This window comes from Mycobacterium hippophais (assembly GCF_027529605.1).
Taxonomy (GTDB): Bacteria; Actinomycetota; Actinomycetes; order Mycobacteriales; family Mycobacteriaceae; genus Mycobacterium; species Mycobacterium arseniciresistens.
Genome location: NZ_JAPZPY010000003.1, coordinates 190,570 through 204,161 on the forward strand (window position 1 = coordinate 190,570; position 13,592 = coordinate 204,161).

At 69.6% G+C, this 13,592-nt stretch carries 12 protein-coding genes; 6 read left to right on the plus strand and 6 right to left on the minus strand.

Going from position 1 to position 13,592, the window contains the following annotated elements:
- Window positions 1–4 precede the first annotated feature (4 nt).
- From scnC to O6P37_RS09500, 3 genes are all read right to left on the minus strand, one after another.
- Window positions 5–727, minus strand: coding sequence for a thiocyanate hydrolase subunit gamma (gene scnC / locus O6P37_RS09490; protein ID WP_269893817.1), 723 nt, complete (start codon window positions 725–727; stop codon window positions 5–7).
- Window positions 728–755: 28 nt separating this feature from the next.
- Window positions 756–1,595 carry an SH3-like domain-containing protein gene (locus tag O6P37_RS09495; protein WP_269893818.1) on the minus strand — a complete coding sequence of 280 codons (840 nt, stop codon included), beginning with the start codon at window positions 1,593–1,595 and terminating at the stop codon, window positions 756–758.
- Window positions 1,596–1,779: 184 nt separating this feature from the next.
- On the minus strand, window positions 1,780–2,070 hold the full coding sequence (locus O6P37_RS09500; RefSeq protein ID WP_269893819.1) for a WhiB family transcriptional regulator: 291 nt from the start codon (window positions 2,068–2,070) through the stop codon (window positions 1,780–1,782).
- Window positions 2,071–2,490: 420 nt separating this feature from the next.
- Here O6P37_RS09500 and O6P37_RS09505 point away from each other — a divergent pair, with 420 nt between their 5' ends.
- From O6P37_RS09505 to O6P37_RS09515, 3 genes are all read left to right on the plus strand, one after another.
- Complete coding sequence (locus tag O6P37_RS09505) at window positions 2,491–3,282, plus strand: hypothetical protein (RefSeq protein ID WP_269893820.1); 792 nt, start codon at window positions 2,491–2,493, stop codon at window positions 3,280–3,282.
- Window positions 3,283–3,372: 90 nt separating this feature from the next.
- Window positions 3,373–3,951 (plus strand): sigma-70 family RNA polymerase sigma factor, encoded by a 579-nt coding sequence (locus O6P37_RS09510; protein WP_269893821.1) that lies wholly within the window; start codon window positions 3,373–3,375, stop codon window positions 3,949–3,951.
- Window positions 3,944–5,152 (plus strand): anti-sigma-D factor RsdA, encoded by a 1,209-nt coding sequence (locus O6P37_RS09515; protein ID WP_269893822.1) that lies wholly within the window; start codon window positions 3,944–3,946, stop codon window positions 5,150–5,152. Before O6P37_RS09510 ends, O6P37_RS09515 begins: the two co-directional genes overlap by 8 nt.
- Window positions 5,153–5,165: 13 nt before the next feature.
- Here the strand turns inward: O6P37_RS09515 and O6P37_RS09520 are convergent, their stop codons facing one another.
- Window positions 5,166–5,570, minus strand: coding sequence for a DUF5319 domain-containing protein (locus O6P37_RS09520; protein WP_085192450.1), 405 nt, complete (start codon window positions 5,568–5,570; stop codon window positions 5,166–5,168).
- Window positions 5,571–5,718: 148 nt separating this feature from the next.
- Here O6P37_RS09520 and guaB point away from each other — a divergent pair, with 148 nt between their 5' ends.
- From guaB to O6P37_RS09535, 3 genes are all read left to right on the plus strand, one after another.
- Window positions 5,719–7,266, plus strand: coding sequence for an IMP dehydrogenase (gene guaB, locus O6P37_RS09525; RefSeq protein WP_264014943.1), 1,548 nt, complete (start codon window positions 5,719–5,721; stop codon window positions 7,264–7,266).
- Between the two features lie 14 nt (window positions 7,267–7,280).
- Entirely contained in the window at window positions 7,281–8,444 is a 1,164-nt protein-coding gene (locus O6P37_RS09530) for a GuaB3 family IMP dehydrogenase-related protein (RefSeq protein ID WP_269894155.1), read from the plus strand.
- Window positions 8,445–8,527: 83 nt separating this feature from the next.
- Window positions 8,528–10,294 carry a GMC oxidoreductase gene (locus O6P37_RS09535; RefSeq protein ID WP_269893823.1) on the plus strand — a complete coding sequence of 589 codons (1,767 nt, stop codon included), beginning with the start codon at window positions 8,528–8,530 and terminating at the stop codon, window positions 10,292–10,294.
- A 12-nt stretch (window positions 10,295–10,306) separates the two neighbouring features.
- Here O6P37_RS09535 and O6P37_RS09540 read toward each other — a convergent pair whose 3' ends face one another.
- Both O6P37_RS09540 and O6P37_RS09545 read right to left on the minus strand, forming a co-directional pair.
- A complete protein-coding gene (locus O6P37_RS09540; protein ID WP_269893824.1) occupies window positions 10,307–12,670 on the minus strand; it encodes a glycoside hydrolase family 65 protein in 2,364 nt (787 codons plus the stop codon).
- Complete coding sequence (locus tag O6P37_RS09545) at window positions 12,667–13,458, minus strand: beta-phosphoglucomutase family hydrolase (protein WP_408633138.1); 792 nt, start codon at window positions 13,456–13,458, stop codon at window positions 12,667–12,669. Before O6P37_RS09545 ends, O6P37_RS09540 begins: the two co-directional genes overlap by 4 nt.
- Window positions 13,459–13,592: the final 134 nt, after the last annotated feature.

A 13,592-nucleotide genomic window follows, 5' to 3' on the forward strand; every position in this document is an offset into this window, starting at 1 on the left:
GTTCTCACTCGGCCGGAATCGGATGCGTCGCCGGACGGGTCTTGGTGATGACGTTGGTGGTCACGCCCGCCTTGGGCAGCGCCACCCCGATCAGGCAGTCGCGGGTGATGATCTCGGCCAGCTGGTCTTCGCTCCAGCCCTCGGTGCCCTCGGGCTGCATGGGCATCACCATGAACCGGTGCTTCTGGTTGGAGTCCTGCACCCGGACCTCGACGTCGTCGGGCAGGTACAGGCCGAATTCGGCGAGCACCGGGCGGGGCCACCGGACGAGGCGGCGGCGGTAGTTCGGGGTGCGGTACCACTCGGGGGAGTTGCCCAGGATGGGCCGCGGGTAGCACGAGCACAGCGCGCACACGATGACGTTGTGCAGAGTCGGTGTGTCGGCGAGGATCTCGAACGCCGTGAAGTCGCTGGGCGTGCCGAAGCCGGTCGGCTCCATCCAGTCGACGCCGCACTCCTTGCTGGCGGTCATCGGTTCGGTGAGTGCCAGCTGCTTGAAGTCGGGGTCCAGCCACGCCCTGGCCACCAGGCGCGCCGCGGGCGTGGGACCGATCTGCTCGGCGAACTCGGTGAAGCGACGATGCTCCTCGGCGGTGAAGATGCCCTTCTCGATGCACAACTCGCGCAGCGCGATCTCGAGGACCTCGAAGTCGGTGACTTCGTCCACCATCGGCTTGACCGTCCGGTCGTGGTCGTGGTCGTGGTCGTGGTCGTGGTCGTGAGACATGTATGGATTCCCTCTCGAAAACCGGCAGTCAGTGGGCGGATTCGAGCCAGCGCTCGGGCAGCTCGGTGCGCAGTGTGTCGGTGGCGGTTCCGGTGTAGCCGTCCCACAGCTCGGACATGTTGAACTGGACCACGTAAAACCATTCGGGCTTGGCGTCCTCGCGGTCCCAGGTCTCGTCCTCCGCGGCGGGACTCTCGTAGGCGACCGAGGCGATCTCGCCGGTGGCGCCGCGGCAGTATTCCGGTGTGCGGGTGTAGAAGATCACCGGCAGTTCGCGCACCGTGACCCGGTCGCCCACCTTGAATCCCGGCTCGCCGGCCAGACCGGAGTACTTCTGTGGATCACCTTTGCCGACAGCGTCTTTGTGGTGGCTGTTCCGTTTCACCTGGGACCCGTCGCCCTCGGACTTCGGCTGCGCCTCGAGCTTCCTACCGTCGAGGCCACCGGCGTACCGCGAGGACACCTCGGCCATCCGCTCGCTGATCTCACCGAGCGCCAGGTGATGCTTCTCCACCAGGATGCGGGCGACGGCAAGCAGCCACCGGCCGTAGTAGGGCAGGCCGAGATACTCGGCCCGGCCCACGTCCACGTTGCCGATGCGGCGCCGTTCCTCCGACAGCCAGATGCCGCGCCATGCCAGCACCTCGCAGATGACGTAGGTGAGTTCCTCCCACTGCTCGTACTCCTTGTTCACGAATTCTTCGGGCGCGCAGGGCTCTCCACCGACATCGTGAACGGGCTTGAGGTAAGCCGTGATCCGGGCATGGTCGAGCAGGTCGGGAGTGGGGGCGTCCGGGAGCTCGGGGTAGGCGGACTTCAGTCGCGACACCAGTTCGAGCTGCGCTACGCGTTCGGCTGCCGTGCTCATGGGGGCTCCCTTCATCGCGCCATGGTGTGGCGGGATGTCGAAGTACCGATCGTCGCGACTCAATCTAGTGGCGCGCGCCCGCGAGATGTGGGCTTTTCGGCGCGTTCTCCGCAGGGAGGCCGGGGTCCGGACACGGCGAGGCCCCACCCCGGTTTCCCGGAATGGGGCCTCCTCGAAGTCTTCTCTACGCCGTGCGGCGGATGCCGCGTTTGAGCAGCAGTTCGCGTTCCGCCTCGCTCAAACCGCCCCAGATGCCGTAGGGCTCGCCGACCGCCAACGCGTGGGACCGGCACTGTGCGATCACCGGACAGCTCCGGCACATCTCCTTGGCACGCATCTCCCGTTGGGCGCGGGCGCGACCGCGCTCGCCATCGGGATGGAAGAACACCGACGAATCGACGCCTCGGCAAAGGCCCTGCATTTGCCAGTCCCAGATGTCGGCATTGGGTCCGGGCAGCTGCTGCGGCTGTGGCATGGGTAAAACCCCTCTCTACACACTCTTGTGGAGAACGCGGGAGCGCGTGAGTTGTGGAACCGATCCGAGCTCGTGTCGCCGATGACTACTCGTGCACACAAAGTAGGGGTGCGCCAGAAATTCCGTCAATAGCCTGCACGTGTGCTCAATGACATAATCGCAGCTCGAGAATTTACGTCACGTTCATTGTTGTGACCTGTGGGTAGCGCGGAAGGTGGTAGCGAATCACCTTCGACCAGTGCGCTTCACGCGTTTCCGCAGATCGGGTTCGCCGGTTCTGCCCATGTTTCGCGGCACACCGGCGAGTACCGTAACGCCGCCGTAACCCGTGCACCATCAACTGTTAACCGCGGCTGATCCGGATCGTCGACGAATTTGCCGCAACGACCCCCGCGGTGTGCTTGATACCGTCGCCGAGCGATGACGACGACCCCAGCGACCGCTCTCCGGCTCGCCGCGTTCGGCGCCGACCCGGGCCGCTGGCCGCTGCCGCCCGCCGCGAGTCCGGCCGACCGGTGGCTGCGCGCGGTCGCCGCGGGCGGGCAGGGCCGCTACGGTGCGGCGCTGGCCGACCTCGCGGTCGTGTGCCGGTCGCCGGGCGGGCCGGTGGTGTCCCTCGCGCACAGCACGCGGGCATCGTTTCTTCGTCAACTCGGTGGACATCGCCACGCCCGGCGCTGGGACGGCACCGCGCTGGCCCTGGCGGGCGGCGATCCCGAGGCCCGTGCCGACGCCCTGACCGGACTGGCGGCCGACGCGCTGGGCACCGGCCGGTTCGCACTCTCGGAGCGGCTGCTGGATCAGGTGCGCGCCGAGGCCGGCGCCGTCGCGTCGGAGCGACCGCGGATCCGGCTCGGCTGGGTGTCGGCCGAACTGGCCATGGCGCGCGGCGACGGCGCCGCCGCCGTCGGCCATGCGAGAGCAGCGGTCGCGACAGCGGCGACCTTCGGCTCCACCCGGCACTCGGTGAAGTCGGACGTGATCCTGGCGGCCGCGCTGTGCAGTGCCGGCGCCGTGGACGCCGCCCGCCCGGTGGCCGACGCCGCGCTGGCCGCCGCCGACGCCGCGGGGCTGGTTCCGCTGCAGTGGGCGCTGGCCTGTCTGCTCGCCGATATCGGAAGTGCGACCCTCACCGCGGAGCGCGTCGCCGCCGTTCGGGACCGCAGCGCCGATATCGTGCAGCACAGGGGCGGCGTGTGGTCTGATCGCTGACCCCGGGCCGCTTCGGCACGGTCGTTATTGTTTAGCTCAGCCACACCACCGAGAGTGTCGGCGTTCGTAACGCTGGAGAAGCCGCCCACGATGACAAATTCGAGAGAACGTCTCGATGCTGTCGTTGCTGAGGCAGTGGCCGGCGATCGGGACGCGCTACGGGAGGTGCTGGAGACCATCCGGCCCATCATCGTCCGGTACTGCCGGGCAAGGATCGGGGCGGGCGAACGAAGTGGTCTCTCAGCAGATGACATCGCTCAGGAGGTGTGCTTGGCCGCCATCACGGCGCTGCCGCGCTACAAGGATCAGGGACGTCCGTTCCTGGCCTTTGTGTACGGTATCGCTGCTCACAAGGTTGCTGACGCGCATCGTGCCGCCGCCCGCAACCGCTCCGAACCCACCGACGTCGTGCCCGAGCGGTTCTCGACCGACGCCGGACCGGAGCAGATGGCGATGGACGCCGAGGCGTCCGCCCGGATGAACAGCCTGCTGGCCACGCTGCCGGAGAAGCAGCGCGAGATCCTGATCCTGCGCGTCGTCGTGGGGATGAGCGCCGAGGAGACCGCCGAAACGGTCGGCAGCACCGCGGGCGCCGTGCGGGTCGCACAGCACCGCGCCCTGGCCCGGCTCAAGCAGGAGATCATGGCGACGGGGCACGACCATGCCTGACTTCGGACGGTGGACCAACAACGGTGGTGACCCCTCGCTGAACGAGGTGAACCGCACCGACCGCTTCCTCGACGCGCTCGCCGGCGAGCAGCCCGTCTACTCCACCGATGCGGGCGAGGCGGAACTGGCTTACGTGTTGGCCGGCTGGCGCGACGAGGTCCGGCAGGCGCCGGTCACCTCGGTGGTGACCACCCGGGACGCGGTCATGGCGCTGGACCGGTCGGCGTCGTCGCGGCAACGCAGGCGCGCCTCGATGGCCGTGCTGGGCTCAATGGCCGCCGCCGTCCTCGCCGTCGGTGGCTTCGGCGCCGTGATCGCCGGAGCCGGACCCGAGGACCCGCTCTACGGATTGCGCACCGCCCTGTTCGGTGAACAGCAGCAGACCCGCGACGACCAGGTGGTGCTGGCGGCGCAGTCGCAGCTCGCCGAGGTGCAGCAGCTCATCGACCAGGGCGACTGGACGGCTGCCCAGACCAAATTGCAGACGATGACCACGACCGTCGCCGCGGTGGACGACTCCACCCGCCAGGAAGAGCTCGTCGAGCAGTGGCAGCAGCTGTCGGTGAAGGTGGACACCCGGGACGTCAACGCGACCGTGCCCCCGGACGCGCCGCCGGTCGTGCTGCCCGAGGTCCCGACGGACCTGCCGCTTCCGGTGATCCTCGATCCGGACGCCGCGACCTCGCCGCCGCCGGCCACGAGCGCCGGGGAGACCCCGGGTTCGACGTCGCCGACCACCACGTCGCCGACCACCCCGTCACCGTCGGACGGCACGCCGTCACCGACGCCGACGCCGTCGACACCGCTGCCGAGCCCGACGCCGTCGCCACAGTTGCCGCTGCCGACTCCGTCGCCGTCGCCGCAACCGAGCCCCACGCCGCTGCCCACCCCGCAGCCGACGCCTCAGCCCACCCCGACGCCGCGGCCGATCCCGACACCGCGGCCGATCCCGGCGCCGCCGCCGCAGGTGCCCACGACCACCTTCGTCCCGGCGCCGCCGATCCCGGCGCCGCCGCCTGTGCAGCTGCCGCCCGTCGAGGCGCCGCAGGCCGAGCAGCCGCCGGTGCAGGAGCCTGTCGAGTTACCCCAGCCGCGACTCAGTGGTGGTGGGGCGCAGGATCAGGGGCCCGCGAGGATTCCGCCGGTGGTCCAGATGCCCGAGTTGGTGCTGCCAGAGGTGGCCACGCCGAAGGGCGCTTGAGTGACCGGTCGGGTCAGCGGTATCCGTCGGACTCCGACGTAGCCTCGTTGAGCGAGGCGTCGGCGTAGCCGCGGCAGTAGTCCCACGTCACGTAGGCATCGGGTTCCGGGTCGTAGGCCGGCTCGTGCGGCCGCACCGTTCCGTCGACCAGCAGCTGTAACAGGTTGGCGCGCAACATGTCCCAGTCGTGGTAGTGGTCCTGCTGGCATTCGTCGCAGCACACCACGAGGCCACGGATGCCCTTGTGGGCCAGGAGTGCTTCATAGACCGCCAGATCGGCGAGATCGGCTTCCACCGCGGTGCGTTCCTGCGGGTCCAGCGGCTGACCCGGTTCGAGCGCATCGAGCGCAGCCGACGGATCGCACGGATCGTCGGCGAACGGGTCAGGCGGCAAACCCGGCGGCAAGTGGTCTCGCACGCGTCCAGAGTACGCAGCCCCACTGGGATCGCGCCAGCGGTTGCCCCGGCGCGGCGACCCAGGGATGGAATCGCGAGTTGCGACTGCTGAGCCGATAGGATTGAGTATCACGCTTCGCCCCGATGGAGGCAGTAAGGAGTCGAGGCCCATGTCGATCGCTGAAAGCAGCGTTCCCCTCGCCGTACCGGTCCCCACCGGCGGTGACGATCCGACCAAGGTCGCGATGCTCGGGCTCACGTTCGACGACGTCCTGTTGCTGCCCGCCGCCTCCGACGTGGTGCCGGCGATGGCCGACACCTCGAGCAGGCTGACCAAGCGCATCCGGCTGCGGGTGCCGCTCGTCAGCTCGGCCATGGACACTGTGACCGAGTCCAGGATGGCCATCGCGATGGCACGCGCCGGCGGGATGGGCGTGCTGCACCGCAACCTGCCCGCAGCCGAACAGGCCGGCCAGGTCGAGACGGTGAAACGCTCCGAGGCGGGCATGGTGACCGACCCGGTGACCTGCTCGCCGGGAAACACGCTGGCCGAGGTCGACGCCATGTGCGCGCGGTTCCGCATCTCCGGGCTGCCGGTGGTGGACGACAATGGGCAGCTCGTCGGCATCATCACCAACCGCGACATGCGCTTCGAGGTCGACCAGAGCAAGCCGGTGTCGGAGGTGATGACCAAGGCGCCGCTGATCACCGCGCAGGAGGGGGTGTCGGCCGAGGCCGCGCTCGGGCTGCTGCGCCGGCACAAGATCGAGAAGCTGCCGATCGTCGACAACCACGGCAAGCTCACCGGACTGATCACCGTGAAGGACTTCGTCAAGACCGAGCAGTTCCCCCTTGCCACCAAGGACTCCGACGGCCGGCTGCTGGTCGGGGCGGCGGTAGGGGTCGGGGACGACGCCTGGACCAGGGCGATGACGCTGGCCGACGCGGGCGTCGACGTCCTGATCGTCGACACCGCACACGCGCACAACCGCGGCGTGCTGGACATGGTCAACCGGGTGAAGATGGCCGTCGGCGACCGCGTCGACGTGATCGGCGGCAACGTCGCCACCCGGGCGGCGGCAGCGGCGCTGGTACAGGCCGGAGCCGACGCGGTGAAGGTGGGTGTCGGGCCGGGCTCGATCTGCACCACCCGGGTGGTCGCCGGTGTCGGCGCACCGCAGATCACCGCGATCCTCGAGGCCGTCGCCGCCTGCGCGCCGTCCGGCGTGCCGGTGATCGCCGACGGCGGGCTGCAGTACTCCGGCGACATCGCCAAGGCGCTGGCCGCGGGCGCGTCGACGGCGATGCTCGGTTCGCTGCTGGCCGGCACCGCCGAGGCGCCCGGCGACCTGATCTTCGTCAACGGCAAGCAGTACAAGAGCTACCGCGGCATGGGGTCGCTCGGTGCGATGCAGACCCGCGGCACCCGCAAGAGCTACTCCAAGGACCGCTACTTCCAGGACGACGCGCTGAGCGAGGACAAGCTGGTACCCGAGGGCATCGAGGGCCGCGTGCCGTTCCGCGGACCGTTGTCGACAGTGATCCACCAGCTCACCGGCGGCCTGCGCGCGGCCATGGGGTACACCGGGTCGGCCACCATCGAGCACCTGCAGCAGGCGCAGTTCGTCCAGATCACCGCCGCGGGGCTCAAGGAGAGCCATCCGCACGACATCCAGATGACCGTCGAGGCGCCGAACTACTACGCCCGCGGGGTCTGACGCGCATGCGCGACATGGTCGAGATCGGCATGGGCCGCACCGCCCGCCGTACCTATGAGCTCGGCGACATCAACATCGTGCCGTCCAGGCGGACCCGGTCGTCCAAGGACGTGTCGACCGCATGGCAGCTGGACGCCTACCGGTTCGACATGCCGGTGCTGTCGCATCCCACCGATGCGCTCGCGTCCACCGACTTCGCCATCGAGCTGGGCCGGCTCGGCGGCCTCGGCGTGCTCAACGGCGAGGGGCTGATCGGCAGGCACGCCGATGTCGAGGAGAAGATCGCCCAGGTGCTCGAGGCCGCCGAGAAGGAGCGTGGGTCCAACCCCGGGTCGCTACGCTCCTGCCCGCCGGCGCCGTCGGCCGCCATCCGGCTGCTGCAGCAGCTGCACGCCGCGCCGCTGGACCCCGAGTTGCTGGGCGCCGCGGTGGCGCGGATCCGCGAAGCGGGTTTGACGACGGCCGTACGGGTCAGCCCGCAGAACGCCAGGGCGCTGGCACCGTCGCTGATCGCGGCCGGGCTGGACCTGCTGGTGATCCAGGGCACCATCGTGTCGGCCGAACGCGTGGCCTCCGACGGCGAGCCGCTGAACCTGAAGACCTTCATCTCCGAACTCGACGTCCCGGTCGTGGCGGGCGGGGTGCTCGACCACCGCACGGCGCTGCACCTGATGCGCACCGGCGCGGCCGGCGTCATCGTGGGGTACGGCTCCACCAGCGGCGTCACCACCAGCGACGAGGTGCTCGGCATCAGCGTGCCGATGGCCACCGCGATCGCCGACGCGGCCGCCGCCCGCCGCGAGTACCTCGACGAGACCGGCGGCCGCTACGTGCACGTGCTGGCCGACGGCGACATCCACACCTCCGGAGACCTGGCCAAGGCCATCGCGTGCGGTGCCGACGCGGTGGTGCTGGGCACCCCGCTGGCCTCGGCGGCCGAGGCGCTGGGCGGCGGCTGGTTCTGGCCTGCCGCGGCCGCCCACCCGTCGCTGCCGCGCGGCGCGTTGCTGCAGGTCGCGGTGGGGGAGCGGCCGTCGCTGCGGCAGGTGCTTGACGGCCCGTCCGACGATCCGTTCGGTTCGTTGAACCTGGTGGGCGGGCTGCGCCGGGCGATGGCCAAGGCCGGATACTGCGACCTCAAGGAATTCCAGAAGGTCGGTCTGGCCGTCGGTTCCTGACCGCGCCGGCGCAAGTGTGACGCCTTTACAACTTAGGTCCACCTGTCTAGAAAAGTTACCCAGCGGTAACTCATACTGGTGTGATGCAGCCTGACTATGACGTCCTGATCATCGGCTCGGGATTCGGCGGCAGCGTGAGCGCGCTGCGACTCACCGAGAAGGGCTACCGCGTCGGCGTCCTGGAGGCCGGCCGCCGCTTCGCCGATAAGGAGTTCGCCAAGACCTCCTGGAACCTGCGCAAGTTCCTGTGGGCGCCGAAATTCGGGTGCTTCGGCATCCAGCGCATCCACCTGCTGCGCAACGTGCTGATCCTGGCCGGCGCGGGCGTCGGCGGCGGCTCGCTCAACTACGCGAACACGCTGTACGTGCCGCGCGAGCCGTTCTTCAAAGATCCGCAGTGGAAGCACATCACCGACTGGCGCGACGAGTTGCTGCCGCACTACGAGCAGGCGCAGCGCATGCTCGGCGTCGTCACCAACCCCACGTTCACCGACGCCGACCGCATCATGAAAGAGGTCGCCGAGGACATGGGCGTCGGGGACACCTTCGTGCCCACCCCGGTCGGGGTGTTCTTCGGCCCCGACGGCGAGAAGACGCCCGGCAAGACCGTCCCCGACCCGTACTTCGGTGGCGCGGGCCCGGCCCGGACCGGGTGCATCGAGTGCGGCCAGTGCATGACCGGCTGCCGCTTCGGCGCCAAGAACACCCTGCTGAAGAACTACCTGGGCCTGGCGGAGTCGGCGGGGACGCAGATCCATCCGATGACCACGGTGACCAGCCTCCAGCAGCGGCCCGACGGGCTCTGGGAGGTCAAGACCGCCCACACCGGCCGGCTGCTGCGCCGGAAGCGCCGCACGTTCACCGCCACTCACGTCATCGTCGCCGCGGGCACCTACGGCACCCAGAAGCTGCTGTTCAAGATGCGCGACACCGGGAAGCTGCCGAAGCTGTCGAACCGGCTCGGCCTGCTCACCCGCACCAACTCCGAGTCGATCGTCGGTGCGGGCCGGCTCCAGGTCCGCGACGATCTCGACCTCACCCACGGTGTCGCCATCACGTCGTCCATCCACCCGACGGACGACACCCACGTCGAACCCTGCCGCTACGGCAAGGGGTCCAACGCGATGGGCCTGCTGCAGACCCTGATGACCGACGGCGCCGGCCCGCAGGGCACCGACGTGCCCCGCTGGAAGCAGCTGTTCCAGAATGCCGGCGCCGACCCGAAGGGCACGCTGCGGCTGCTCAACCCGCGGCGCTGGAGCGAGCGCACCATGATCGCGCTGGTCATGCAGAACCTCGACAACTCGATCACCACCTTCACCAGGAAGACCAAGCTCGGCTTCCGCATGCTTGACAGCAAGCAGGGCCACGGCGAGCCGAATCCGAGCTGGATCCCGGTGGGCAACGAGGTGACCCGGCGCATCGCCAAGAAGATCGACGGCGTGGCCGGCGGCACCTGGGGTGAGCTGTTCAACATCCCGCTGACGGCGCACTTCCTTGGCGGCGCGGTGATCGGTGACAGCCCCGATCACGGGGTCATCGACCCGTACCACCGGGTGTACAACTACCCGACGCTGTACGTGGTCGACGGTGCGGCCATCTCCGCCAACCTCGGCGTGAACCCGTCGCTGAGCATCACCGCCCAGGCAGAGCGCGCGGCGTCGCTGTGGCCGAACAAGGGCACCGAGGATCTGCGGCCCGCCCAGGGTGAGGGCTACCGCCGGCTCGACCCCATCGAGCCCGAACACCCGGTGGTGCCTGCCGGAGCGCCCGCCGCGCTGGACTGGAACGCCAGCGCCGAGGACGTCAACCGGCGTGACCCCACCACCGCGGAGGCACGCGGCGCCTGAGCCGCAGCGCGGTCACACCTCGCCGGTGAGCCGGCGCCGCAGCGGTTCTCGGCCGGGTGGCTGCGGAGGCGCGGGCAGCAGCGGCTTGCGTCGCCGCACCGCGACGGTGGTCGGCTCCGCGGTGGTGACCTGGAGTTCCTCACCGGCGTGCCGGATCGTCAACTCGCCGTCGGGCCCGTCGCGCAGCGTATAGGTCACCTCGTCGTGCTCGGCGTTCACCGTCAACCGGAAACCCCTCCAGCACAGGCGGAACCGCAACCGGGAGAACGCGTCGGGCAGATGCGGGTCCAGCGACAGCACACCCTCGTCGTCACGCAACCCGCCGAACCCGGCGACCAGCGCGGTCCACGCCCCGGCCAGCGACGCCATGTGCAGCCCGTCGCGGGTGTTGTGGTGCAGGTCGCGTAGGTCGATCAACGCCGCCTCGAAGGTGTAGTCGTGCGCGAGCTCCATGTGCCCCACCTCCGCGCACATCACCGCCTGGGTGCACGCCGACAGCGAGGAGTCGCGGGTGGTGCGCCGCTCGTAGTAGTCGACGTTGCGGGCTTTCTGCTCGTCGGTGAACGCGTGGCTCTGCCACTGCATCGCCAGCACCAGGTCGGCCTGCTTGACTACCTGCGCCGGGTAGAGGCGCACGTAGGGCTCGTTGAGCAGCAGCGGGTAGGAGGTGTTGTCGGTGAAGTCCCACTCGGCCAGCGTGGTGAAGCCCTCGCACTGCTGGTGCACGCCGAGTTCCTCGTCGTAGGGGATGTGCGCCGAAGCGGCCGCGTCGCGCCAGGCCGCGGTCTCCTCGGTGGTCACCCCCATCTCGCGGGCCGCCTCGGGTCGCCGGGTGCACGCGTCGGCGGCCACCCGGAGATTGTGCGCGGCCATCAGATTGGTGAACACGTTGTCGCGCACCACGGCCGTGTACTCGTCAGGCCCGGTGACGCCGTCCAGGTGCCACACGCCGTGCCGGTCGTGGTGGCCGATCGATATCCACAGCCGGGCGGTGTCGACCAACACGGCCAGTCCGCACTCCTCCTCGAGGGAGTCGTCACCGGTGACTGTGCGGTACCGGTCGAACGCCATCGCGATGTCGGCGTTGACATGCCACGCTGCGGTGCCTGCCGGCCAGTAGGCCGAACACTCCTCGCCGCGGATGGTGCGCCATGGGAACGCGGCGCCCTCGAGATCGAGTTGGGCGGCGCGTTCCCTGGCCAGGTGCAGAGTCGACGCCCGCCAGCGCAGCGCGTCGGCCGCCGCGTTCGGTTTGGTGTACGTCAGCACCGGCAGCACGAAGCCCTCGGTGTCCCAGAAGGCGTGGCCGTCATATCCGGTGCCGGTCAAGCCCTTTCCGGGGATGGCGCGTCGTTCGGCGCGGGCGCTGGCCTGCAGCACGTGGAACAGCCCGAACCGCACCGCCTGCTGGATGTCCGGGTCGCCGTCCACCTCGACGTCCGCGCAGTCCCAGTATTCGTCGAGGTATTCGCGCTGGGCGTCGAGCAGCCCCTGCCACCCGACGTAGCGTGCGCCGGTCAGCGCCGCGGCGACCTGGTCGCGCAGCGCGGGCCGGGAGCGCAGGCTGGACCAGCCGTATGCCAGGTATTTGACGATCCGCAGCTGCTGGCCGGGTCGCAGCCCGCAGATCACTGTGGTGCGCGCCAGGTCGTCGCGGGAATCGGTGTGCACCTCGACCCGGCCGGGCACGTCGACCTCGTGGTCCATGGCCGCCGCCATCATCAGCGCGCTGCCGCGGGTGCGGTGCACCAGCACCGCCGACGTGTCGGTGTTCTCGTGGGTGATTGCCTCGAGCGGCGTCTTCAGCGCCGCCGCCACCCGCGGATCGTCCGACGTCTCCGGCTGGTCCTCGTTGGCGACCAGCTCGGATTGCACTGTGACGCGGACGAATTCGTCCATCGCCTCGACGATGTACTCGATGGCCGCGACGCTGCGTTGTGCCAGCGAGACCAGGCGGGTGGACCGCACCTTGACCTGCCTGCCCGCCGGGGAGCGCCAGTGCGCGCAGCGCGTCAGCGTGCCTGCGCGCAGATCGAGGACGCGCTCGTGGTCGATCAGCTCGCCGTAGCGGACGTCGAACGGCTCGTCGTCGACCAGCAGCCGCATGATCTTGCCGTTGGTGACGTCCACGACGGTCTGCCCGGCCTCTGGATAGCCGTATCCCGCTTCGGCGTAGGGCAGCGGCCGGATCTCGTAGAACGAGTTGAGGTAGGTGCCGGGCAGCCCGTGCGGTTCGCCCTCGTCGAGGTTGCCGCGTAATCCGATGTGGCCGTTGGACAATGCGAACAACGACTCGGACTCGTCGAGCAGGTCGAAGTCCAGCTCGGTCTCCCGGACCTGCCACGGCTCGACGGGGAAGGCGTCGTGGGAGATCACGACTCGTCCAGCAGTTCGGCGAGGTCGGTGACGACGATGTCGGCGCCGTTGCGGCGCAACTCCTCGGCCTGCCCCACCCGGTCGACGCCCACTACGTAGCCGAAATAGCCGGCCCGGCCCGCGGCGACCCCGGACAGCGCGTCCTCGAACACGGCCGCCGCGGGTGGCGCCACGCCGAACAACTGCGCCGCGCGCAGGAAGGAGTCGGGTGCCGGCTTGCCCGGAATGTTCTCCTCGCGCAACGTGACCCCGTCGACGCGGTGCTCGACGAACCGCGCCAGGCCGGTCACCTCCAGCACGTCGCGGGTGTTGGCGCTCGACGACACCACCCCGACGCCGAGCCCCGCGGCGGCGACCGCCTCGAGGTAGCGGCGGGAGCCGTCGAACACCTCGATGCCGTCGGTGCGCAGGGTCTGCTGGAACAGGTCGTTCTTGCGGTTGCCCAGCCCCGCGACGGTCTCGGCGTCCGGCGGGTCGTCGGCGTCGCCGTCGGGCAGTTCGATGCCGCGGCTGGACAGGAACGAGCGGACGCCGTCGTCGCGGCGCTTGCCGTCGACGTATTCCAGGTAGTCGTGGTCGACGTCGAACGGCACGAACTGCTCACCCGCCTTGTCGGCCCGCTGCCGCAGGAAGTCGTCGAACATCGCCTGCCAGGCCTTCTTGTGCACGCTCGCCGTGTCGGTGAGGACACCGTCGAGGTCGAACAGGCAGGTGCGTACTTCGTCGGGCAGACCAAGCACTGGCCACCTCGCTTCCGTCGGGTCGTCGAACGCGCAGTACCTCTTCAATGCCCACTTTCGTCGAGCGGCATACGTCGGACGTGGGCGGTGACGCTGTCGGTGGGATGAAGGCCCTGCGTGTGTCCGGTTTCTACGTTTGGCCTGCCGGCCGCGGGGTAGCTTCGTCAAGGAGCGTCGGGCGA

Coding starts and splice junctions, on each gene's coding strand:
- O6P37_RS09515 (WP_269893822.1), top strand. CDS start 3,944: ATGCCTGACTTCGGACGGTGGACCAACAACGGTGGTGACCCCTCGCTG.
- O6P37_RS09505 (WP_269893820.1), top strand. CDS start 2,491: ATGACGACGACCCCAGCGACCGCTCTCCGGCTCGCCGCGTTCGGCGCC.
- O6P37_RS09530 (WP_269894155.1), top strand. CDS start 7,281: ATGGTCGAGATCGGCATGGGCCGCACCGCCCGCCGTACCTATGAGCTC.
- O6P37_RS09535 (WP_269893823.1), top strand. CDS start 8,528: ATGCAGCCTGACTATGACGTCCTGATCATCGGCTCGGGATTCGGCGGC.
- guaB (WP_264014943.1), top strand. CDS start 5,719: ATGTCGATCGCTGAAAGCAGCGTTCCCCTCGCCGTACCGGTCCCCACC.
- scnC (WP_269893817.1), bottom strand. CDS start 727: ATGTCTCACGACCACGACCACGACCACGACCACGACCACGACCGGACG.
- O6P37_RS09500 (WP_269893819.1), bottom strand. CDS start 2,070: ATGCCACAGCCGCAGCAGCTGCCCGGACCCAATGCCGACATCTGGGAC.
- O6P37_RS09495 (WP_269893818.1), bottom strand. CDS start 1,595: ATGAGCACGGCAGCCGAACGCGTAGCGCAGCTCGAACTGGTGTCGCGA.
- O6P37_RS09510 (WP_269893821.1), top strand. CDS start 3,373: ATGACAAATTCGAGAGAACGTCTCGATGCTGTCGTTGCTGAGGCAGTG.